Annotated in this window: 28 protein-coding genes; 26 read left to right on the forward strand and 2 right to left on the reverse strand. The window is 63.1% G+C overall.

Annotated features, from left to right (window positions below; genetic code table 11):
* Positions 1-192: 192 nt before the first annotated feature.
* Positions 193-516 carry a ferredoxin FdxA gene (gene fdxA / locus TO66_RS06065; RefSeq protein ID WP_007908827.1) on the reverse strand — a complete coding sequence of 108 codons (324 nt, stop codon included), beginning with the start codon at positions 514-516 and terminating at the stop codon, positions 193-195.
* Between the two features lie 142 nt (positions 517-658).
* Positions 659-3238 (reverse strand): DNA mismatch repair protein MutS, encoded by a 2580-nt coding sequence (gene mutS, locus TO66_RS06070; RefSeq protein ID WP_044461480.1) that lies wholly within the window; start codon positions 3236-3238, stop codon positions 659-661.
* Positions 3239-3426: 188 nt separating this feature from the next.
* Between mutS and TO66_RS06075 the strand changes: the two genes are divergently transcribed.
* From TO66_RS06075 to TO66_RS06200, 26 genes are all read left to right on the forward strand, one after another.
* Positions 3427-4173 carry an XRE family transcriptional regulator gene (locus tag TO66_RS06075; RefSeq protein ID WP_171820074.1) on the forward strand — a complete coding sequence of 249 codons (747 nt, stop codon included), beginning with the start codon at positions 3427-3429 and terminating at the stop codon, positions 4171-4173.
* A 601-nt stretch (positions 4174-4774) separates the two neighbouring features.
* Positions 4775-5356, forward strand: a complete 582-nt coding sequence (locus TO66_RS06080) for a DUF642 domain-containing protein (protein ID WP_044461482.1) — start codon at positions 4775-4777, stop codon at positions 5354-5356.
* Positions 5357-5458: 102 nt separating this feature from the next.
* Entirely contained in the window at positions 5459-5806 is a 348-nt protein-coding gene (locus TO66_RS06085; RefSeq protein ID WP_044461483.1) for a phage holin family protein, read from the forward strand.
* Between the two features lie 166 nt (positions 5807-5972).
* Positions 5973-6737: an N-acetylmuramoyl-L-alanine amidase gene (locus TO66_RS06090; protein WP_044461484.1), complete on the forward strand. Its 765-nt coding sequence runs from the start codon at positions 5973-5975 to the stop codon at positions 6735-6737.
* A 152-nt stretch (positions 6738-6889) separates the two neighbouring features.
* The gene (locus TO66_RS32310) at positions 6890-7072 is read left to right on the forward strand and encodes a Com family DNA-binding transcriptional regulator (RefSeq protein ID WP_082061163.1); all 183 of its coding nucleotides are present in this window, start codon (positions 6890-6892) and stop codon (positions 7070-7072) included.
* Positions 7073-7102: 30 nt separating this feature from the next.
* A complete protein-coding gene (locus TO66_RS06095) occupies positions 7103-7351 on the forward strand; it encodes a hypothetical protein (protein WP_044461485.1) in 249 nt (82 codons plus the stop codon).
* Between the two features lie 160 nt (positions 7352-7511).
* A complete protein-coding gene (locus TO66_RS06100) occupies positions 7512-8036 on the forward strand; it encodes a hypothetical protein (protein WP_044461486.1) in 525 nt (174 codons plus the stop codon).
* Positions 8037-8039: 3 nt separating this feature from the next.
* A complete protein-coding gene (locus TO66_RS06105) occupies positions 8040-8651 on the forward strand; it encodes a phage baseplate assembly protein V (RefSeq protein WP_044461487.1) in 612 nt (203 codons plus the stop codon).
* A gap of 10 nt (positions 8652-8661) precedes the next feature.
* Positions 8662-8994 (forward strand): phage baseplate protein, encoded by a 333-nt coding sequence (locus tag TO66_RS06110; protein ID WP_044461488.1) that lies wholly within the window; start codon positions 8662-8664, stop codon positions 8992-8994.
* Positions 8991-9986, forward strand: coding sequence for a baseplate J/gp47 family protein (locus tag TO66_RS06115; protein WP_044461489.1), 996 nt, complete (start codon positions 8991-8993; stop codon positions 9984-9986). Before TO66_RS06110 ends, TO66_RS06115 begins: the two co-directional genes overlap by 4 nt.
* Positions 9983-10717 (forward strand): phage tail protein I, encoded by a 735-nt coding sequence (locus TO66_RS06120; RefSeq protein WP_044461490.1) that lies wholly within the window; start codon positions 9983-9985, stop codon positions 10715-10717. The genes TO66_RS06115 and TO66_RS06120 overlap by 4 nt, the downstream gene beginning before the upstream one ends.
* Positions 10714-11244, forward strand: a complete 531-nt coding sequence (locus TO66_RS06125; RefSeq protein WP_044461491.1) for a hypothetical protein — start codon at positions 10714-10716, stop codon at positions 11242-11244. The genes TO66_RS06120 and TO66_RS06125 overlap by 4 nt, the downstream gene beginning before the upstream one ends.
* Before the next feature lie 118 nt (positions 11245-11362).
* A complete protein-coding gene (locus tag TO66_RS06130) occupies positions 11363-11983 on the forward strand; it encodes a hypothetical protein (protein WP_044461492.1) in 621 nt (206 codons plus the stop codon).
* A gap of 9 nt (positions 11984-11992) precedes the next feature.
* Entirely contained in the window at positions 11993-12244 is a 252-nt protein-coding gene (locus TO66_RS06135) for a tail fiber assembly protein (RefSeq protein WP_044461493.1), read from the forward strand.
* Positions 12245-12329: 85 nt separating this feature from the next.
* Positions 12330-12551 (forward strand): hypothetical protein, encoded by a 222-nt coding sequence (locus tag TO66_RS06140; RefSeq protein ID WP_044461494.1) that lies wholly within the window; start codon positions 12330-12332, stop codon positions 12549-12551.
* A gap of 2 nt (positions 12552-12553) precedes the next feature.
* Positions 12554-13720, forward strand: coding sequence for a tail protein (locus TO66_RS06145; RefSeq protein ID WP_044461495.1), 1167 nt, complete (start codon positions 12554-12556; stop codon positions 13718-13720).
* A complete protein-coding gene (locus TO66_RS06150; protein WP_044461496.1) occupies positions 13720-14226 on the forward strand; it encodes a phage major tail tube protein in 507 nt (168 codons plus the stop codon). The genes TO66_RS06145 and TO66_RS06150 overlap by 1 nt, the downstream gene beginning before the upstream one ends.
* A 120-nt stretch (positions 14227-14346) precedes the next feature.
* The gene (locus TO66_RS06155) at positions 14347-14949 is read left to right on the forward strand and encodes a phage tail assembly protein (RefSeq protein ID WP_044461497.1); all 603 of its coding nucleotides are present in this window, start codon (positions 14347-14349) and stop codon (positions 14947-14949) included.
* Positions 14950-15077: 128 nt separating this feature from the next.
* On the forward strand, positions 15078-17297 hold the full coding sequence (locus TO66_RS06165; RefSeq protein WP_044461498.1) for a phage tail tape measure protein: 2220 nt from the start codon (positions 15078-15080) through the stop codon (positions 17295-17297).
* Positions 17297-17680 carry a phage tail protein gene (locus TO66_RS06170; protein ID WP_044461499.1) on the forward strand — a complete coding sequence of 128 codons (384 nt, stop codon included), beginning with the start codon at positions 17297-17299 and terminating at the stop codon, positions 17678-17680. Before TO66_RS06165 ends, TO66_RS06170 begins: the two co-directional genes overlap by 1 nt.
* Positions 17673-17885 (forward strand): tail protein X, encoded by a 213-nt coding sequence (locus TO66_RS06175; protein ID WP_044461500.1) that lies wholly within the window; start codon positions 17673-17675, stop codon positions 17883-17885. The genes TO66_RS06170 and TO66_RS06175 overlap by 8 nt, the downstream gene beginning before the upstream one ends.
* Before the next feature lie 9 nt (positions 17886-17894).
* The gene (locus tag TO66_RS06180) at positions 17895-18914 is read left to right on the forward strand and encodes a contractile injection system protein, VgrG/Pvc8 family (RefSeq protein ID WP_044461501.1); all 1020 of its coding nucleotides are present in this window, start codon (positions 17895-17897) and stop codon (positions 18912-18914) included.
* A 198-nt stretch (positions 18915-19112) separates the two neighbouring features.
* Entirely contained in the window at positions 19113-19610 is a 498-nt protein-coding gene (locus TO66_RS06185; RefSeq protein ID WP_044461502.1) for a hypothetical protein, read from the forward strand.
* Between the two features lie 139 nt (positions 19611-19749).
* The gene (locus TO66_RS06190; protein WP_044461503.1) at positions 19750-20334 is read left to right on the forward strand and encodes a hypothetical protein; all 585 of its coding nucleotides are present in this window, start codon (positions 19750-19752) and stop codon (positions 20332-20334) included.
* Entirely contained in the window at positions 20331-20513 is a 183-nt protein-coding gene (locus TO66_RS06195; protein ID WP_044461504.1) for a DUF2635 domain-containing protein, read from the forward strand. Before TO66_RS06190 ends, TO66_RS06195 begins: the two co-directional genes overlap by 4 nt.
* Complete coding sequence (locus TO66_RS06200; protein ID WP_044461505.1) at positions 20513-22009, forward strand: phage tail sheath subtilisin-like domain-containing protein; 1497 nt, start codon at positions 20513-20515, stop codon at positions 22007-22009. Before TO66_RS06195 ends, TO66_RS06200 begins: the two co-directional genes overlap by 1 nt.
* The last annotated feature ends 27 nt before the right edge of the window (positions 22010-22036 follow it).

Consider the following 22036-nt stretch of genomic DNA (forward strand, 5'->3'; position numbering starts at 1 on the left):
AGACACAACCATCAAGGATGATGGTCAGGACATCGCAGGATGCGATTCATCAGGACGATGAAAAGGAATACAGGGAATAGGGAAAAAAGGTGGGCGGGTCATACCGCCCCTTTTTTTTGCCTGCGAAAAAGCTGAGCTGAACGCCGGACAGCAAAAAGGCCCGCAAGGGGCCTTTTCAGGGAGTGCGAGTGATCAGCGCTCCAGATCCTTGATTTTGCCTTTGACGCCATCCCACTCTTCGGCATCGGGCAAGGACTCTTTCTTCTCGGTGATGTTGGGCCAGATTTCGGCCAGTTCAACGTTCAACTGAATGAATTCCTGCATCTCTTCCGGAACTTCATCCTCGGAGAAGATCGCTACAGCGGGGCATTCAGGCTCGCACAGCGCGCAGTCGATGCACTCATCCGGGTGAATCACCAGGAAGTTCGGGCCTTCGTAAAAGCAGTCCACCGGACAGACTTCTACGCAGTCGGTGTACTTGCACTTGATGCAGTTGTCGGTGACGACGAAGGTCATTTCTAATTCTCTCCTCAGGCGGCGGCAGCGGAGCCCCTTCATGACGGGGTCGCCAGGTTCGGGAGCGATAATCTGCGGACCAGGCTAATAGCCCGCAGCATCCCAAACCGCGCGAGATTCTAACAGCTTGAAAGCATCAGCGTTAGATGCGTGTCTTCAATGTATAGAGCATTTCCAATGCCTTGCGCGGGGTCATGTCGTCCAGATCGAGCTTGGCCAGGTCATCGAGCACCGGGTGCGGCAGGCTGGCGAACATGTCGCTTTGTTGCGGAACCGAAGGCTTGCCCGCTACCGGTTGCGGCGCCTCGTGAGGCAGGCTGGTGGTCTCCAGGCGGCTCAAATGTTCGCGGGCGCGGACGATGACCGCGCTCGGAACCCCCGCCAGCTGGGCCACGGCCAGGCCATAGCTCTGGCTCGCTGGACCTGGCAGCACGTGGTGCAGGAAGACGATGCGCTCGTTGTGCTCGGTGGCGTTGAGGTGCACGTTGGCGACCAGCGGTTCGCTTTCCGGCAGCACCGTGAGCTCGAAGTAATGCGTGGCGAACAGGGTGTACGCCCGCAACTGGGCGAGACGTTCTGCCGCAGCCCACGCCAGGGACAAGCCATCGAACGTACTGGTGCCACGCCCCACTTCGTCCATCAGCACCAGGCTGCGTTCGGTGGCGTTATGCAGAATATTGGCGGTTTCGCTCATTTCCACCATGAAGGTGGAACGGCCACCGGCCAGGTCGTCGCTGGAGCCGATCCGGGTAAAGATGCGGTCCACCAGGGACAGCTCGCAGCTGGCCGCCGGTACGAAGCTGCCGATATGGGCCAGCAACACGATCAGCGCGGTCTGTCGCATATAAGTGGACTTACCGCCCATGTTCGGGCCAGTGATCACCAGCATCCGGGTGTGGTCGTCCAGGCTCAGGTCATTGGCCACGAATGGCGTGGTCAGTACCTGTTCCACCACCGGGTGGCGACCCTGGGTGATGCGCATGCACGGTTCGCTGACGAAGCGCGGGCAATTGAGGTCCAGGTTCAACGCGCGTTCGGCCAGGTTGCTCAGCACATCCAGTTCGGCCAGGGCCGAGGCGGTGTCCTGTAGCGGCGGCAGGTGGCCGATCAGGGTTTCCAGCAAGGCTTCGTAGAGCATCTTCTCGCGCGCCAGCGCACGGCTCTTGGCGGACAGCGCCTTGTCCTCGAAGGCCTTGAGCTCCGGGGTGATGAAGCGTTCGGCGCCTTTGAGGGTCTGGCGCCGGATGTAATCCGCCGGGGCCTGCTCGGCCTGTTTGCTGGGCAATTCGATGAAGTAGCCGTGAATCCGGTTGTAGCCGACTTTCAGGTTGGCCAGGCCGGTACGCGCCTTTTCCCGGGCTTCCAGGTCGATGAGGAATTGTCCGGCGTTTTCACTCAGCGATTGCAGTTCGTCCAGTTCGCTGTCGTAACCGGTCTTCAACACGCCGCCGTCGCGGATCACCGCTGGCGGGTTGTCGATGATGGCTTTTTCCAGCAGCGCCGCCAGTTCCGGGTAGGTGCTGGTGGTCACCGCCAGCTGGCTCAGGTGCTCGGCTTCGAGTTCGGTCATCGCCAGTTGCAGTTCCGGCAGCGCTGCCAGGGCGTCGCGCAGGCGTGCCAGGTCGCGGGGACGGGCGTTGCGCAGGCCGATACGCGCGAGGATCCGCTCGATGTCGCCGATTTCCTTGAGCTGCGGTTGCAGCCTTTCGAAGCGGTAACCGTCCAGCAGGCAGCCGATCGAGGTCTGCCGCGCCTGCAGGACTTTCAAGTCGCGCAGCGGACGGTTCAGCCAGCGGGTCAGCAGGCGGCTGCCCATGGCGGTCTGGCAACGGTCGACCACCGATTGCAGGGTGTTGTCGCGGCCGCCGGCGAGGTTGGTATCCAGTTCCAGGTTGCGGCGGCTGGCGCCGTCGAGCACCACGGTGTCGTCCAGGCGTTCATGGCGCAGGCTGCGCAGGTGGGGCAGGGCGGTGCGCTGGGTTTCCTTGGCATAGCTGAGCAGGCAGCCCGCGGCGCCGATGGCCAGGGTCAGGTTTTCGCAGCCGAAGCCCTTGAGGTCCTGGGTGGAAAACTGCTGGCAGAGGCTCTTGTGGGCCGAGTCGCGCTCGAAGTCCCAGGGCGCGCGACGGCGCACGCCACGGCGTTTTTCCGCTGGCAGGCCTTGTGGCCAGTCGTCCGGGATCAGCAGCTCCACCGGATTGATGCGTTCCAGCTCGGCCAGCAGGTTTTCCCAGCCCTTGATCTCCAGGACCGTGAAGTTGCCACTGGTGATGTCCAGCACGGCGAGGCCGAACAGACGCTCATCGCCCAGCACCGCGGCGATCAGGTTATCCCGGCGCTCGTCGAGCAGGGCTTCGTCGCTGACGGTGCCCGGGGTAATGATGCGCACCACCTGGCGTTCCACCGGGCCTTTGCTGGTGGCCGGGTCGCCGACCTGCTCGCAGATCACCACCGACTCGCCCAGTTTCACCAGCTTGGCCAGGTAACCCTCGGCGGCGTGGTAGGGAATGCCGCACATCGGGATGGCCTGGCCCGCCGACTGTCCACGCGCGGTCAGGGTGATGTCCAGCAACTTGGCGGCCTTCTTCGCGTCCTCATAGAAGATCTCGTAGAAGTCGCCCATGCGGTAGAACATCAGCTGATCGGGGTGCTGGTTCTTGAGGCGCCAGTATTGCTGCATCATCGGCGTGTGGGAGGACAGATCGGTGAGCGCTTTATTCATCGGGTCGTCAGGTTGATTCGTTGAAAAGGGTGAGCAGGAGACGGGGCAGAGGCCCGGCGTTTTCGCGATGGACGCAAGGTTACCATGGGCCGTCCGGCCTTCGCAGGGATGAAGCCACCCCGGATTCAAGGGGCATGATGCAAAAATATGCATTTTAGCATTTGTCATCGGCGAAAATAACGAGCAATATGCGCGTTATGCAAAAGCGCAACGTTTCTATCGTCTTAAGAGAGCTCCTCGATCGCGATGGCATTTCCCCTACGGAACTCCATCGGCGCACGGGCGTGCCTCAATCCACCCTTTCGCGGATCCTCAGCGGCAAGATTGTCGATCCTTCGGACAAGCACATCTCGCGGATCGCCGAGTACTTCCAGGTCAGCACCGACCAGTTGCGCGGACGCGCGGCTATCGCGTCGGCGCGGTCGATGGCTGCCCACGATGATCCGCATTCGCAACTCAAGGACATAAGTCTGTGGGACGACGATACCCCCGTCGATGACGACGAGGTCTCGGTCCCCTTTCTTCGCGAGGTTGAATTGGCTGCAGGATCAGGAAGATTCGTCATCGAGGAAAGCGAGCGCTCCAGCCTGCGCTTCGGCAAGCGCAGCCTGCGGCACAACGGCGTGCAGTTCGACCAGGCCAAATGCGTGACGGTACGGGGCAACAGCATGTTGCCGGTGCTGCGCGACGGCGCCACGGTAGGGGTCAATGCCGGCAAGTGTGGTATCGGCGACATCGTCGACGGCGATCTTTATGCCATCAACCACAACGGCCAGTTGCGGGTGAAGCAGCTTTACCGCCTGCCTTCCGGCATTCGCCTGCGCAGCTTCAACCGCGACGAACATCCGGATGAGGACTACAGCTTCCAGGACATGCAGGAAGAGCAGATCGTCATCCTGGGTCATGTCTTCTGGTGGGGCATGTACGCCCGCTGACCGCAGCCCATTAGCCAAAGCCCGCCCTCGAGCGGGCTTTTTTGTGCCTGGCGCAAACCCTCCAAACCTTTATTTATGCGGCTTTCATGCATGCGAGCATTTTTAACGCATAAATAAATGCATTTACGCATTGACTGGATATGCATCCATGCATATTATTCGTTCCAAGCCGCTCAGCAGCGGCGAGCAACACCGCTCTTTAGTGGCAAAAGCATAGGCAGCGATGAACCGGCCTCGACGGTTCAGAGGGTTGGCAACTGACCCGGGTGTGCAGCGTAAAGCACCAAGAGCAGTTATCCGGCGGGCAGGGACCGCGGTCGGAAAAACAATTTGAATGGACTCGTACCGCGCCAGTAGCGCCGAAAAGTCAGCTTCCTTTCGGTGAACAGGATGAAAGGAAGGCGAAGGACCGCATTACTGAAAAGCCCGGCTCGGCGCCGGGCTTTTTGGAATGCCTACCTGACGCACCGCATTCGGGGCCTCATTCCCGCTGCGCAACGCCTCACCCTGTGAGGGCCGCGAGCCCCGAGCGATCGCCTGTGAGCGACATGAATGCTGCTTCGGCGGCAAAACCCAAACCATCGAACCCATAGGTGAACACATGAACCTCTTGAAAAAATACCTCGCTCCCATGCTCGCCGCCGCTGTGCTGCTGGGCTCCGCGGCCAACGCCGTTGCGGCCAACCTGCTGGTCAACGGCAGTTTCGAGCAGCCCGGTTGCAGTGGTGGCTGTGTCCTGGATACCCCGGCAAAAACCAACTTCATCACTGGCTGGACCACCTTCCTGTCCGGTGCCGAGTACTTCAACGTACCGGCTTCCTTCGGCGGTTCCGTCGCCGCGGATGGCCTGGTGATCGTTGACTTGGCGAACTATGTCTATGGCAACGGCGGGGGCATTCAACAGAACTTCGCCACTGTCGTCGGCGCCAAGTACCGACTGACGTTCAGCGCCGGCAATTCGAAGTTCGCCGGTCGTTCGGGCGACGGCATCGTACAGGTCAAGGTGGCTGGCCAAACCGCCACTTTCAATACGCCAACCGCCAAGGGCGTGGCGATCGAGTGGAGCACCCTGACCTACGACTTCACCGCCACTACCACGCAAACGACTCTGGCGTTCTCCAACGAGCAGAATCCGTATGCCAACTTTGCCTTTATCGACAACGTCATTGTTGAACGCCTGTAACGCTCGCTCGGCAGGCTTTTCCAGTGTCGAAGACGGCGCCGCGGGAGCGCTGCCGTCTGCTCCTTCAGCCCCGCACTCATCAACGCTCCCAGGAGGCGTGACATGACAAACGAGCAACAAGCGTTGCTGGACATGCCGATCTGGCTGGTCATCGTCCTGGCCCTGATGGGCGGGGTATCCGGCGAAATGTGGCGCGCCGACAAGGAGGGCGCCCGCGGCTGGCTGCTGGTGCGGCGCCTGGCCCTGCGTTCCGGAGCCTGTGTGATCTGCGGGGTCTCGACCATCATGCTGCTGTATGCCGCCGGCGTCTCGATCTGGACCGCTGGTGCCTTCGGTTGCCTGACCGCCATGGCAGGCGCCGATGTGGCCATCGGCCTTTACGAGCGCTGGGCGGCCAAGCGCCTGGGGGTGTGCGAAGTGCCGCCCAAGGACTCCCGCCCGGATGCCTGAATAACCTTCCAAACAAAACGTCGACCTTATGAGTCGACGCCGTGATACCCGCCTGACGCAGGACGCGTACTCGTCTTGAACGAGCTCGATCGGCCTTCCAGACAGGAAGGCTTTCGGCACGGCGCCATGCCGTGCACCCATCCGTTTCAAAGAGAGGCAAAAAACCATGATCCCGATCGATTACAACAGCTACCGCACCCTCGCGCCCTACAACAAGCGCGTGCGTTTCCTGGTGCTGCATTACACGGCCCTGAACTTCGAGGCATCGGTCAAGGCCCTGACCACCGGCGCGGCGAGCGCCCATTACCTGATTCCTGCGTTGCAGGATCCGACCTACCAGGCCGCGGGTTTCCAGGAGCAGCGGATTTTCAACCTGGTGGCCGAGGAAGATCGTGCCTGGCATGCCGGTGTCAGTGACTGGGCCGGTCGCAGTGGCTTGAACGACACGTCCATCGGCATTGAAATCGTCAACGAAGCCACCGACGTCAACGGGGTGTTCACCTTTCCGGATTACGAACGCTCCCAGGTCGAGGCGCTCAAGCAGCTGGCCCTGAATATCCTCCAGCGTTATCCGGATCTGTCGCCGAAGAACGTGGTGGGCCATTCCGATATCGCGGTGGGGCGCAAATCCGACCCGGGTCCCAAGTTGCCCTGGAAGGAGCTCTACAAGGCCGGCATCGGCGCCTGGTACGACGAGCCGACCAAGAGGAAATACGTCCAGCAATTCCGCGCCGCGGGCCTGCCCGAGCGCGCCGCCGTGCTCAAGGCCTTCGCCGCCTATGGTTATGGCGTGCCGGCGCAGGCGACGGATGACTTCTTCCAGTCGCTGGTGCGGGCCTTCCAGATGCATTTCCGGCCGAAGAACTACGCCGGGAAACTGGATGTGGAAACCTGCGCGATTCTTTATGCGCTGAACGAGAAGTACGCCTGAGTTTTTATCCTTCGGTGTCGAGCGATTACAGCGCGATACCCCACGAAAAGCCTGGTCTCTGAATCAGGCTTTTTTGTACCTGCAAGCCAGCCAAGGCGCTCATTGCTTGGGCGAGCGGGATGGACCCGGCGGAAAATCAAATGGACTGGCAGATGTTGAAAGAATGCAGATGTGGAAAGTGCAACAGACTGCTTGCCCGGGTGGGTGAGTTCACCGAGCTCCAGATCAAGTGTTCCCGTTGCGGGACCTTGAATCATGAGAAGGCCACGAGCTTCGAGCGATCGCCTTTGAGCGAACTACCCGCGGCACAGGCTGCGGGTTTCCTTTCGGCATAGGGCCGACTGGGACAACTCAAGGAGCAACACATGGATCGTTTTAACAGCACGGTAAAAAATATCCTGGAAGGCTTTCGCACTGTCGCGCCCATCGGCGGTGTCGATGCGCTGGCGGTTTTCAAGAACAAGTTCGGCCGCAACGGTAACGAAGGCGAGTACGCACACCTGAAGCTGCTGCTCGATGCCGGCTATGTAACCTACAGCGGATTTGGCGTCGATGGCGTCCAGCTGTATCAGCTGACCTGGTCGGGCTACGCCCTTTCGGACTCGCTGCGTTAAGTCGCCCAGCGAACGCTCCCCCAGAGCCGCGAGCTCACCTCCATCGCCTTTGAGCGACATCAACGCGCAATTGCGACCAGCACCGTCGACGTGCAGCAAGCCGACATTCACCGCTCCCCCGCGCAATCTCCCCCCTGCCATCTGAACAGGAAGCTCCCCTATGCCCGCTGTCATCGACAAACCCTCGCAGCTGTTTTTCGCCATTGCCGAGACCCTGCGAGGGGCGGGGCTGGCGCTCAAGGTGGGCAGCCACCAGGACTTCGATGGCGTGCTCGAGCAGGCGTGGGTGTTGATTGCCTTGGAACGCAATGCGCCGGGCGTACGCAGCCCCGAGGGGCGTAACGCCCATGTGCTGACGGTCTCGCTGCAGGGGGTGGCGGCTGCGGGGGCAGGGCATTCCGGGCTTGAGGCCGGCGACTTGGTCGCTGCGCTCAAGGGGCTGGTCACGGACAACCGCTGGGGCCTGCCGGCTGCGCAGTGCGACCTGCCGATGAACATCGACGGTGTGCCCTCGACGCTGGTTCGCGGCGAACAGCAATACGCGGCCTGGACGCTGTCGTTCAACCAGACGCTGTACCTCGGGCCGCCCTTGCTGGACGACCCGACCGGCATCCCGAAATTCGCCCGCACCTGGGAGGTGTCGAACATCGACGATCCCGACCAATACCAGGCTCTGGAGGGCTGACCCATGTTTGACGAGCTGTTGCGCATGCAACTGGGGCCGATCATCGAGCGCCTGGCGGAAATGGAAGCCGAGCTCGAGGATTTGCACCGGCGCGCGGAAAACCATTGCCGTATCGGCGTGTGCCAGGCGGTCGACGCGGCCAGCAACACCTGCCGGGTCAGCCATGGCGAACTGCTGACGCCGGCGATCCGTTTCTTCAACCCCAGCGCCGGTGCCCAGAGCGAATCGCGGATTCCTTCCGTGGGCGAGCAGTGCCTGCTGTTCAACTACGGCGGGGGCGACAACGGCGCGCAGTCGGTGGCGCTGTTCGGCATCAACTGCGAGCGCTTTCCACCGGCGTCGAACCTCGCTGCGCTGACCCGCCGGCAGTACGCCGATGGCACCCAGAGCAGCTACGACGATGCCGGCCATGTCTTGAACTGGAGCAACGGGCCGAGCCAGTTGAACGCTTCTCGCGAAGCGGTCGAGCTGAGCATCGGTCCTGCACGGCTGGCGATGCGTCCCGAGGCGATCGAGTTGCGCCTGGGCGCGGTGGGCATCCTGCTCGACAGCGCCGGCATCCATTTCAGCGGTCCGTTGGTGGAACACCAGGGCCGTGTCATCAGCACTGGATAAGAGCCTTCCCATGATTGGAATCGATAGACACACCGGGGCCACGGTCGATGACTGGCTGCAGTTCGTGCAGCGCGCGACCCGTGCCCTGACCACGCCGCTGGGCACCCGGCAGAAGCGGCCGCTGTACGGCTCGCTGATTCCCGGCCTGCTGGGCCAGAACCTCGGCGATGACCTGCTGATCCTGGCCCAGAGCCACGCCGCGCAGGCGTTCTACAACGAACAGAACGGCATCGGCGACTTCGAGCCGCAGGTGATAGTCGCCAGCCGGCGCGGCGCCGGGCTGCTGTTGCGCTTTGCCGGCACCTGGAAAAACCGCCAACAGACGTTCGAGGTCGTGACATGAGCATGCTGATACCGGGACAAAACCAGCTGGCCGAGCCGGCGATCGTCACCGTCGAAGCCTTTGAGGACTTGCTCGCCGAGTTCAAGCATTTCGTCGTCGAATACGTCGGCGCCCGCTCGCCGGAAAGCGCGGCCAAGCTGAAGATCAGCCTGGAGAACGAAAGCGAATTACTGAGCATGGCCCTCGAAGCGTTCTGTGTGCGCCTGCAGACCCACGAACGCAAATACAACGCCCGCATCAAGCAGATGCTGGCCTGGTGGGCGACCGGCAGCAACCTGGATGCGCGCCTGGCGGACATGGGCCTGGAGCGTCAGTTGCTCGATCCGGGCGATCCCGCGGCCTTTCCGCCGGTGCCGCCTGTCTATGAAAGCGACGAGGATGCGCGCCTGCGCTACTACCTGGCGCCCCACGCGCCGGCCGCCGGTTCGCGGATGCAGTATCGCCGCGAGGTGTTCACCCTGGGGGAGCGGCCGACGGTGAAGGTGGATTCCTCCGACGCGGGCGTGGTGACCGTCACCTACACCTTCGATCCGGACGGTTTCGCCGCCCAGGTCAAGGATGGCAACGGCCGCCGCACGGCGCCGGGCGAAGTGCAGGTCACGGTGCTTTCGCGGCAGGGCGACGGTACGCCGTCTGCAGCACTGCTCGAGGGGGTGCGCCAGCATTTCGCGCGACCGGATGTGAAACCGGAAACCGACCGGGTCACGGTGCAGGCGGCCGACATCAAGCCCTACAAGATCCGCGTCGTGGCCAAGATCAACCCGGGGCCCGATTCGGGGCTGACCCAGGTCGCCACGCAGCGGCAACTCCAGGCTTACGCGGACAGCTGTCATCGCCTGGAAGGGCGGGTCGACCCGAGCTGGATCGATTACACGCTGCATGCGGCGGGTGCGGTGCAACTGGAGATCCTCGAGCCCTTGCAACCGATCGTGACCACGGCGTTCCAGGCGCCGTATTGCACGGGAGTTGAAGTGGAGGTACGCACCTTATGAGTGATGACTCTGCCCGCTCGAGCCTGCTGCCGGCCAACAGTTCAGCCCTGGAAAAGGCCCTCGACCTGGGTTTCTCCCGGCTGCTCGAGCGTGTGGCTCCGCCCTTTCCCGAGTTGATGAACGCCACTCGGACCCCTGCGGCTTTCCTGCCTTACCTGGCCGCCGATCGCGGGGTGAATGAGTGGGATGCGGGCGCCAGTGAAACCGAAAAACGCCTGACCGTCTCACTGTCCTGGCAGATCCAGCGGCAGGCCGGGACCCGCAAGGCATTGAGCCACGCGGTCGAGTCCCTGGGGTTCCAACCCAACATCGCCGCCTGGTACGAGCAGCGACCGCTGGGCCATCCCTATACCTTCGACGTGCAGGCAATCATCGTCCGCGACTGGTCCAGTGGCGACCATAACCGCTTGATACGCCGTATCGACGCCGCCAAGAGCGAGCGCGACGACGGCACCATCACCATCGTCCACCAGACTTCGGGTGGGTTGCGACTGGCGGTGGCGGCCGATCCAGGCCTGAGCATTGGCGATGACAGCCGGCCTGGGGCCTTGCCCGAGGTCAAGCTGGGCGCATCGCTGACCATCAACGGCGGTGCGGATACCGCGCTGAGCGATGGCGAATTCTGCCTCGAGGGCGTGCTGCCCGAATTCGAGCTCGGCGCTCGGCTTAACAGTGCCGGGGTTCCCCAGCACTACACCATTAACGACTACGACCTCAGGGCGCAGCTATGACAGATGACATTACGCGCTTGGTTCGCTTCACTTCCGCCGGTCTGGATGAAGTGTTGGCGGCAAAGAACCAAGGCTTGAAAGGTGAGATCACCCACATCGGGGCCGGCACCGGCCGCTACAACCCGGACGGTTCGGAAACCGCTTTGCGCAACGAACGGCAGCGGGTGGCGATTGTGGATTACGAGGACCTGGGTTCGCGCCAGCTACGGATGGCGGCGCTGTTCGACGGTCCGGACGAATACGAGATCGGCGAGTTCGGTTTCTACCTGGCCAGCGGCACCTTGCTGGCGGTGTATTCGGTGGCCGGCAAGCTGCTGACTTACAAGGCTGGTGCGGCACGGGTGCTGCAGAAGTTCACGCTGGATATTTCGCCGCTGCCGGCGGATAGCGTGACGGTGGTGGTAGGGGCTGAAAACCTCAATATCTTGTTGAGCGAAGAAATCACCACTCTGGCGACGGCGAATATCGACAATATGGCGCGCCATGTCGAATTGATGTTTCGCGTCATGTCGCTGGAGGCTAAATGAAGGATGTCGGCAAGTAAGTGAGTGAAGTTTTATTGTTTGATTCTGTAAGTATCACTGAAACGGGTGTACCTGTTCTTCAACGGTGCGCAAGCTAATCAATAGCACAAGGATTTGAAACGTGAGTTTAGAAACTACAGTCGCATCGTTGGTAACGGCGGCAAATAATTTGACCTCTGCAGTCAATGGCAAGATTGGCAGCATCAATAGCACCATGGCCACGGCTTTGGCTCAGTTCAATGAGTGGCGAAACATGAAAGACGTTGAGGGTGACCCGGCGGCGCTCGGCACCGTTCGCCGTAATATGTTGCAAGGACATGTTTATGGTACGGGGGGCTTGCAGGGTACTTCGGTGGAGGGTGATTTCGTATCGACCGACCTGGGTACCATCACAAATGTATATATGCATTTCAAAGTTCCTTTGAATATCAATGTGAACTCGGAAATGTTCTGGTTCAATATCAAGGGCTACAGTTACGGGACCGCAAAGATCATCGAGGAGACGCTGGTAGGTTATTGCTATCAGCCAACTCGCACACTGCAGAACGTATCGACATTCGGCAACATGACACCTGCTGTTTACGTCGACACAAATGGCAATATTGTGATGCGTATTCTCATTCCAAGTATTTATTACACCACTGTGCGCATCGACACCATGCGTGTGGGTAATGGCCGCCTGTTTAAACAGGGTGACCTGAAAACGAAACTGTCATTGGCTGAAACCGTCGTTTTTAGTTAAGGAACCGAAATGACCGATACCACTGTAAACACCGACTTTCCGCTGGCGCAGCCAACACCTGAAACCGAGTGGGCTGCGATTCGTACCCGCCGGGACCAGCTTCTGCAGGCCAGCGATTTCACCCAACTGGTGGATTACCCGATCACTGATGCCCAGCGAGCTGAAGTGGCGGCCTACCGTAAGGCTTTGCGGGACCTCCCCGAGCGGGAAAAAGAACCTTCCAAGCTGGTTTGGCCGGAGCGGCCAGCCTTCGTGAATTAACACCCACCGCGAAAGCGGTTTTTTTTCGCCCGCACAAAGCCCCGCAGAGGGGCTTTGGCGCTTTTGCGTCTGGAGAAATTCGCAAATGCCCATCCGCCAGCAATACACCGTCCTCGTGCCGTTCCCTACCGGGGGCGGCCACTGGTCGAGCGTCGGCCAAAAGCTTGAACTGCTCGATGTCGAGGCCAGTGCCTTGCGTGCCGCCGGCCGCCTGGAACTGACCAGCGTCCTTGCGGCGCGCCAACCGGCCGAAGCGGCCACCCCTACCACCAAGGCCGTGAAGGCCACTGCCAAGAAGGCTGAATAACCATGGCTGAGGTTCTGAACTTCGAGCACAACGGCATTACCGTGAATGCCACCGAATCCCCCGAGGCCATGGGTGGCCTGGGCGACAACGTCATCGGCCTGGTCGGCACCGCGCCGAAAGCCGATCCGCTGATTCCGCGCAATGCGCCGTTCCGCATCAACAGCTTCACCACCCAGGCCCTGCTCGATCCGACCGGCGCCGAGGAAGGCACCCTGTATCACGCGGTGTACCAGATCCTCAAAGTGGTCAAGGTGCCGGTCTATGTGGTGATTGTCGAAGAGGGCGCGACCCCGGCCGACACCCTCAACAACGTGATCGGCGGCATCGACGCCACCACCGGCCGCAAGCTCGGCCTGGCCGCGTTGAGCGGGGTCGCGGAAGACCTGACCATCATCGGCGCGCCGGGCTTCACCGGCACCAAGGCGGTGGCCGGCGAGTTCGCTTCGTTCGGCAAGCGCATCAAGGCCCGTGTGGTGCTCGACGGCAAGGACGCCTCGGTCGCCGACCAGGTGACCTACAGCAAGGAACTGGGCGGCGCCGACCTGGGCTTCGATCGTTGCCTGGTGGTGCACAACATGCCGGCCGTGTACTCCAAGGCGGCGAAGAAGAATGTGTTCCTCGCCCCGTCGAGCCTGGCCATCGCCGCCCTGGCCAAGGTCAAGCAATGGGAAAGCCCGGGCAACCAGGTGACCTACGCCGAGGACGTGTCGCGGACCGTGGAATACAACATCCTCGACACCTCCACCGAGGGCGACCTGCTCAACCGCTACGGTGTCAGCTACTACGCCCGCACCATCCTCGGCGGCTTCTCGCTGCTGGGTAACCGCTCGATCACCGGCAAGTTCATCAGCTACGTCGGCCTGGAAGACGCCATCAGCCGCAAGCTGGTCAAGGCCGGGCAGAAAGCCATGGCCAAGAACCTGACCAAGTCGTTCATGGACCAGGAGGTCAAGCGCATCAACGACTGGCTGCAGACCCTGGTCGCCGACGAAACCATCCCGGGCGGCAGTGTGTACCTGCACCCCGAGCTGAACAGCGTCGAGAAGTACAAGAACGGCACCTGGTACGTGGTCATCGACTACGGCCGCTACGCGCCGAACGAACACATGGTTTATCAACTCAACGCCCGCGATGAAATCATCGAGCAGTTCCTGGAGGACGTTCTCTAATGTTTACCAACCGCGTAAGACAGGCCATCGCGGCCACCCTGCAAGGCCTGCCGTTGTCGGCGACCGTGGAAGAATTCACCCCGCCGAAGATCGAGTTCGAAATGGAAGCGATGGCCGGTGGGCGCTTTATCGCCGAGGAAATGGCCAAGAGCGGCAAGGCGCTGACCGCCACCCTCAAGCTCCAGGGGCTGGGCCCGGAAATCATGCTGGCCCTGGGGGTGAAGCTGGGCGACGACATCCTGCTCAACGTGCGCGAGGCCGGCCAGGACCAGGATGGCAAGACCTGGTTCACCTACCACACCGTCGGCGGCAAGCTGAAATCCCTGGCCGAGACGGCCATGAAGATGAATGAAAAACCCACCACCACCTTCGAACTCGCCTGCCGGACCTACAACCGCATCGAGAACGGCGTGCCGGTGATCGACATCGACGTGCGCACCCAGAAGTTCGTGCTCGCTGGCGTCGATATTCTCGGCGATGCCCGCCGCGCCGTCCTGCTGCCGTAACCAGCCCCCTTTGTAGGAGCGAGCTTGCTCGCGATGACGGTCTGACAGCCGACATCGTAAAGGCTTTGCATCTCCTATCGCGAGCAAGCTCGCTCCTACCCCTTTACCAAGGAATTCTTCATGTCCTGGACGCCTCCGATCCATGCCTTGCTGTGCCCGATCACCGCCGACGACGAGTCGCAGATCGCGCAGATCCAGCTCAAACCCCTGTTCTATGCCGCGCAGAAAGAGGCGCTGGCCCGCGCCGGCGACGACGAGGACGATCAGTTCTTCGAGCTGGCGAAGCTGGCCACCGGCCTGTCGGCCACGGAACTCGACCAGCTCAAGCGCCCGGACTACGTGAGCATCGCCCAGTACGTGCACGACATGTCGACGCGCCCGAGTGCGTATTTCCTCGAACCGGGCGACGACGATCGCCCTGGCGAAACCGCGCATGACGAATCCGCGGATCTCGACCAGGTGCGCTTGCTCCTGCCGATCGAGATCGCTGGCCAGCACCTGACCAGCCTGAGCCTGGAAATGCCGGCGCTGCGGGCCACCAAAGTGATGAAGAAACTCAAGACGTCCAAGGAACGCGCCGAGTTCATCACCGCCCATTGCACCGGCCTGATGCTGCCCGACCTGGCGCTGCTGAGCGTGCCGGACTGGACGCAACTGCAAGGGCGCATCGACGATTTTTTAAACAAACCGGCGGACTTCTTTCGGAACGCGACATCGAAGTGATCCTCGATGTGGTACCGCTCATTTACTCGGTGAGTGAAGCGGAAATCCTGGAGTGGGACGCTGGCAAGGCCTTGCGCCGTTACGACATCGCGATCACTCGCCTTGGCGTGAAAGAGGAGTAGAGCGGAATGGCGAACAATCAGTTTGCGCTCAAGAACGCTGCCATGGGCCCGCCGGGGTCGCCCCTGGTCGGCGCCGGGCCGCCAGGTAACTCGCAGGCGGCCCTGGCGAGCCCGGGCAATGCCGGCCTGTCGAGCAGCGGCTTTATTCTGGCGTTGAATGCGGCCAGCTTCGAATTGCGCCAGCTGACCAGCGCGATCGACTCGTTGAAGCTGGCCTTGTCATCGCAACGCTCGTTGCTGCGGGCCAGCTCCGGCGCTGCCGGGAGCGAGGCGGCCAAGGGGCAGAAGACCACGGACAAGGCAGCCGCTGGCGGGCCGCTGCCAGACATGCTCAAGCCGGCGATCGCCATGGAGGCGGCCCTGACCGATCTGGGGCAGGTGGTTTATCTCACTGGCAAGGAGCGCGCGGATCTGGCGCAGGCCAATTACCAGATGGCCGGTTCTCCCGGAATCGCCGCCGGCGGAACCAGCGCGGTCGACCTGGCGAAGGCCGAGTACGTCGCCGCCAAGGCCGGGATCGAGAACGATCAGGACAAGTCCCGCCCGTTGACCTTGCAGACCTTCGCCGGCGACGCCGGGCTCATAGCAACCGCGTTCAAGATGCCGGCCAAGGACGCCGCCGACATGCTGGCCGGCCTGCGCACTTCGATGAAGCTGGATCGCAATCAGGCCCTCGACCTGGCGGACGCGACCAACCACCTCGGTAAGCTTCCGGGCGATGCGCAGGCCGCTGATATCGGCGCGATCCTGCAACGGCATGGTGCTGCCGCGACGTCGACGGGGCTGGCTCCGGAACAGGCGGCGGCGCTGACCGCGGCCTTGCTCAATACCGGTACGCAAAAGGCCGATGCCGGGGAGGCGCTCAAAGGCATTACCGCCGCCCTGGGCAAGGGCGAACCGAAGTCCGAGGCGCAACGAGCGGCCTGGGAACGGCTACAGGTCGATCCGTTGAAACTGGATGCCCCGGGTGCCCTGACCGAGGCCCTCAAAGCCTTGCAAGCTCCCGGCGTGTCGACCGCGGAGCGTTCCGCCCTGGCCAGCACGCTGTTCGGTGACGGCGGCGAGGCTGCGTTGCGCCTGTCGCAGCAACTGCCCGAAGTTGAGCGCGCCCTTTCCCGGGTCGCGGACAAAAAGCAGTACGCCACCTCGGAGCTGGGCGACAAGGGCTCGGTGCGCCAATCCGCGCAGGTTCAGGCGAACACGTTCGAGGCACGCTTGAACCGGATGAACAGTGCGTTCGGTTCCGCCGTCGCGCCGGTGGCGGAAGGGGCGATGGCGCCTATCGGTGGGGTGGTCGATGGCTTGGCCAGCCTGGCGACGGAGTTTCCCAAGATCGCTGCCGGCCTGGCCCTGGCCGGGGCCGCCATTGCGCCGGTGGTGGGGAGGTTGCTCAAGTCGGTGCTGGACGAAGTCTTTACCCAGGTCGCGAAAAAACTGTTGAGCCTGGCGGCGCCGAGACTGCCGTCGAGTATCGGCAAGCTGTTCGGCGAAGGCGGGGGCTGCTGCGGCGGACCGCCTGAGGGCAAGGGCACGTCCAGGGCCCGCGAACCGAAGCCAAAGAACCAGCCTAAGGATAAGCCCAAGGATAAGCCCAAGGGCGACCGACAGGCACCACAGGCCAAGGCGGCAAAGCCGTCTTCGACTGCGCCTGCTGCGCCACGTGCGGGGCTGATGTCCCGCATCGGTCGCGGCTTGAAGGGTAGCTTCGCCGGTGTGCGCTCTGTGGCCGGACGCGTGGCCGGGCGGCCGCTCAAGCTGCTCAGGGCGGGCCTGAATGTGTTCAAGGGGGTACGCAGCGGCGACTCCCGGGCCATCGGTTCCGGTCTGGGTACCCTGGGTGGCGCCTGGGCCGGCAGCACTTCCGGCGCCGCCATGGGAGCGGCCCTGGGCAGCGTGGTGCCGATTCTCGGCACGGCTGTCGGCGGACTCCTCGGCGGCGCCATTGGCGGCTGGCTGGGCAGCGAAACGTTCGGTCGGCTGGGGGGCGAAGTGGGGGACCGCTTGAAGCCACCGGGTGAAGTCAGCAAGGGACTGGTGGCGAGTTCGGCTTCCAGCCAGCAAGTCACCTTCGCCCCGGTCATCCAGATCAGCGGCCCCGACCAGGCCAGTTCCCAGCACATCGCCGACCTTGTGCTGCAACAGCTCAGGGCGCAGTTCGTGCCCTTGATGATGACCGACCCGCTCGCAGTAAGACGCGGTGCGGCCCTTAGCGATGGAGGTGTCTGATGCGACAGCAAATGGTGCTGGGCAGTTTTATCTTCGGCCAGGCGCGGGGGTTCGCCTACAGCACCCTGGCGCGCAAGTCGGGCGGGGGCTGGGTGAACCTGGACATTCTCACCAGCAAGCCCAAATCCAGCCAGACCGGGCAGGGCCTGCAAGGGCTGACGATCAGTGGCAAATCCATGCGTGCGATCGGCATGGCCCGGCTCGATGAGCTGCGGGCCCTGCAGGCGCTGCGAATACCGCTGCCGCTGGTCGATGGCATCGGCCGCAACTGGGGGCTGTGGCGCATCGACAGTGTGTCCGAGACCCAAAGCCATGTGATCGACGACGGCACGGCGATGGTCAACGACTGGGTCATAGAACTGACGGAGTTCATCAATGCGTAAGGTCAGAAGCATCGCCGGCGACTCGGTGAACCTGCTGCTCTACCGCGAGCTGGGACGCAGCGACGATGCCGCGGAGGAAGCCCTCTGGCGGCTCAACCCCGGGCTGGCGGAACAGGGGCCGGTGCTGCCGGCGGGGCTCTGGGTGAAACTGCCCGAGCTGCCGACCCGGCCAGCGCTCGCGGCCCCGGTTTCGGCCTGGGATTAAGGAGGCGACATGGCACTTGGATTCACGCCGTCGGTGGAAATCTACGGCGCCAACGCGGCGCTGCTCAATGAGCGTCTGGTGCAATGGCAGCACATCGATGCGGCCGGGATCGAGTCCGACCAACTGACCCTGACCCTCGACACCGAAGGGCTCGAGGGCTTGCCCAGCCTGGGCGGGCGCATCGGCCTGCGGGTCGGCTACCGGGAGTCGGGCATGATCGACAAGGGCCAGTTCATCATCGCCCGGCGCACCCCCTTCCTGTACCCCATGCGCCTGGTGCTGGTGGCCACCGCCGCGCCCTTCGAGGAGAGCGACGAGACCGGCTTCAAACGGCGCCGGTCCGCCAGTTATGGACCGATCACCCTCGGTGCGCTGTTTCGTCAGTTGGTGACCCGCCACGGGTTTTCCCCGCGGGTGGCCCCGGAACTCGACGGCGTGCGCATCGCCCATGTCGATCAGAGCAACGAGACCGACATGGGTTTCCTGACCCGCCTGGCCAAGGAATACGGGGCGGTGAGCAAACCGGTGAACGGCCTGTACGTGCTGGCCCGCAGCGGCCAGGTCAAGTCCTTGTCGGGCCAGGCGCTGGAAGATGTGCGCCTGTCGGTGACCCGGGACAACCGGCCGGGGGACGCGGCCTTCATCTCGGCCAAGGTCGACGAGGAAAGCCGCTCGAAATTCCAGGGCTGCCAGAGCACCTGGTGGGACAGCGGCGCCGCCAGGGAACGAGTGGTGCAAGTCGGCACCGCGCCTTTCAAAAAGCTGGCCAAGCGCCGCGCCAACGAGCAGGACGCCCTGGCCGCGGCCATCAGCGAAATGCGCCGGCAGGAACGCGAGGCGCGCAACATCCAGATCGAATGCCCGGGTAACCCGGCGTTGGCCGCCGAGGGGCTGGTGCTGCTCGACGACACTTGGCCCGGCTTCATGCGGGGGCGCTGGTCGATCAAGAAGGTGACCTCCAGCGGTTCCCGGACCCAGGGCTATCGCTGCTCCCTCTCGGCCAAATGCCTGGAGCCTCAGCGGAACTGAGAAATCCTTTCACGACGCTGTGTGCCGTTGCGGTTTCGAGCCGCTTCCCGGCAAACATTTCCAGACCTTGGCATAGGTCGAGGTCTTTCGAATTCCACTCACCTCAAGCAAGGACTCATCATGAAAGCAAGACTCTTTTTCATCCTCGTCACTGTGGCCCTGTTCAGCGGCTGCACCACCCTCTATTACCGGTGAGCCATGAGGACCTTAGCCATCCTCTCGGGCGTGCTGCTGTTAGCGGGCTGCATCTCGGTATATGGGCCGGTCAAGGACGGTAGCCAAAGCCAGCAGGGCGGCGACCAGTCGCCGGGCATGGAGAGCTCGTCCGGCACGGTCAGGATCGGCAACCGTGCGCCCGGCGAGTTGTTCACCGCTGTCGAGAACTTCCTTGGGCAGAAGGCATTGCCGATCAAGGTGCGGGATGCCGAGACCGGCATTCTCGTGTCTGCCGGTGACGATGCCGAGATCGCCGGCACTTACCTGGACTGCTCGGAAACGGGTCAGGAGCAGAATCTGCAGGCCTCCTACCGGATAGTCGTGCAGGTGTGGAGTGCCGGTGAAGGCAGCAATGTCTCGGTGCAGGTAACCGGCGTCGCAGGGCTGACGACGGCGGACGGGAACGACAAGGTGAAACCCACGCAGTGCACCTCGACCAGCATCTTCGAGAAGGACCTTCTGGAGATGTTGAGGAAGTAGACCGCGTCATCCCCTCCGGGAAGGCGCTTATCCCGCCTTCGACTCGCCTTTACGCCTAAACGCGAAGCCAGCGCCTGGCCACGGTGTGGCCAGGCTGCTGGGCCCCCCCTTCATTCCCTCAGTTTTCTGGAGTGGTTCCATGAAGATCTCTGCACTCCTCACGCAGCTACGCAATCACTGCCCCGGCCTGGCCAATCAGGTGGCGGTCGGTGCCGATCTCGCCCTGCTGCAAGGCAACGGCGCCTTGCCCACCCCCAGCGCCCATGTGACGCCGATCGCCGATCCGGCCAGCCCGGGCACGGCGCAGAACGCCACTCGCCAGGCTGTTCGCGATCGCATCGCGATCACCCTGGTGCTGGATGCCACCGATGGCGCGCGCGCGCTGGATCAGCTCGACGACCTGCGGGCCGAGCTGTGGCGCGCCCTGGTGGGGTTCAAGCCGGGCGCGGCCTACAACCCGATCGAATACGACGGCGGCGAGCTGGTTTCGCTCACCGCCACGCGCCTGTTCTACCAACTGCGCTTCTTCGCCGAGTTCCAGCTGGGCCGCAACCTGGCCAGCCAGCCGGCGGAGACCTGGCGCGAACGTGAACTGGACGGCCTGCCGTCCTTTGCCGGGGTCACGGTACGGGTCGATGCCATCGACCCGTCGGACCCCAACCTGAAACACCCGGGGCCCGACGGGCGCCTGGAACTGACCTTCTCTGGAGACGTAACGCAATGAGCAACCGCATCACTGTGCTGCCGGCCGCGGGCCGTGCCGTGCCGGACCCCGAAGCCGGCGACCTGCTGCCCCTCGAGGGCCGCGAAGTCGCGGACAGCGCCTGGTGGCGCCGGCGCCTGGCCGACGGCGATATCACCCTCAAGGCCGCGAAGGCGGCGAAACCCCAAGGAGCCAAATAATGGCGATCGGATTCAGCAATATTCCGGCGGACATTCGTGTGCCGCTGTTCTACGCCGAGATGGACAACTCGGCGGCCAATAGCGCCTCTTCGGCCATGCGCCGGCTGATCGTGGCTCAGGTCAACGACAACGTGGCGCCCAGCGAAGTCGGCAAGCTGGTGCTGGTCTCCAGTGTCGCCCTGGCCAAAAGCATCGGCGGCCAGGGCTCGATGCTCGCCTCGATGTACGAAACCTGGCGCAAGACCGACCCGGTCGGCGAGATCTGGTGCCTGCCGCTGCACAACGTGGAAGGCAGCGTGGCCAAGGCCGAGCTGAAGTTCACCGGCACTGCCAGTGCCAGCGGCGTGCTCAACCTGTATGTCGGCGGCGTGCGTGTGCAGGCGGCTATCGTCAATGCCGCCACCGCGGCCCAGGCGGCCAGCGCGCTGGCGCTGAAAATCAATGCCGCCGCCGACCTGCCGGTGACTGCCGCGGCCGTCGAAGGCACCCTGACCCTGACCGCCAAATGGACCGGCGACAGCGCCAACGACATCAGCCTGCAGCTCAACCGCCTGGGCAAGAGCAATGGCGAAGAAACCCCGGCCGGCCTGAGCGTGGCGGTCGGCAAGATGGCTGGCGGCGCTGGCGTGCCGGATCAGGTGGCGGCCGTGGCGGCCCTGGGCGACGAGCCGTTCGAGTTCATCTGCATGTCGTGGACCGACACCGCGACCCTCAACACCTGGCAAGCCGTCATGGACGACAGCAGCGGCCGCTGGTCCTGGGCCAAGCAACTGTTTGGTCATGTCTACAGCGCCAAGCGTGGCACCGTCGGCACCCTGGTAGCGGCCGGCCAGGCGCGTAACGACCAGCACATCACCATCCAGGCCCTGGAGCCGGGCGTACCGCAGCCGTTCTGGGTGCAGGCCGCGGCCCTGGCGGCGCGCACTTCTGTGTTCATCTCCGCCGATGCCAGCCGTCCGACCCAGAGCGGCAGCCTGCCGGGTGTCGACCCGGCGCCGGCCAGCGAGCGTTTCACCCTGACCGAGCGCCAGTCGCTGCTCAGCTACGGCATCGCCACCGCCTATTACGAAGGCGGCTACGTACGCATCCAGCGTTCGATCACCACCTACCAGAAGAACGCCTACGGCCAGGCCGACAACTCCTACCTGGACAGCGAGACCATGCACCAGTCGGCCTTCATCGTGCGCCGCCTGCAAAGCGTGATCACCAGCAAGTACGGGCGCCACAAACTGGCGGCCGACGGCACCCGCTTCGGCGCCGGCCAGCCGATCGTCACCCCGAGCACCCTCCGCGGCGAGCTGATCGCCCAGTACGCCAAGCTCGAACTGGAAGGCCATGTGGAAAACGCTGCGCTGTTCGCCGAGCACCTGATCGTCGAGCGCGACACCCAGGACCCGAGCCGGGTCAACGTGCTGTTCCCGCCGGACTACATCAACGGCCTGCGCGTGTTCGCGCTGCTCAACCAATTCCGCCTGCAGTACGACGCGGCGGCCTAAGCCAGGCCTCTTTCACTGCGTTTTTCC

It is taken from the genome of Pseudomonas sp. MRSN 12121, assembly GCF_000931465.1.
Lineage (GTDB): Bacteria > Pseudomonadota > Gammaproteobacteria > Pseudomonadales > Pseudomonadaceae > Aquipseudomonas.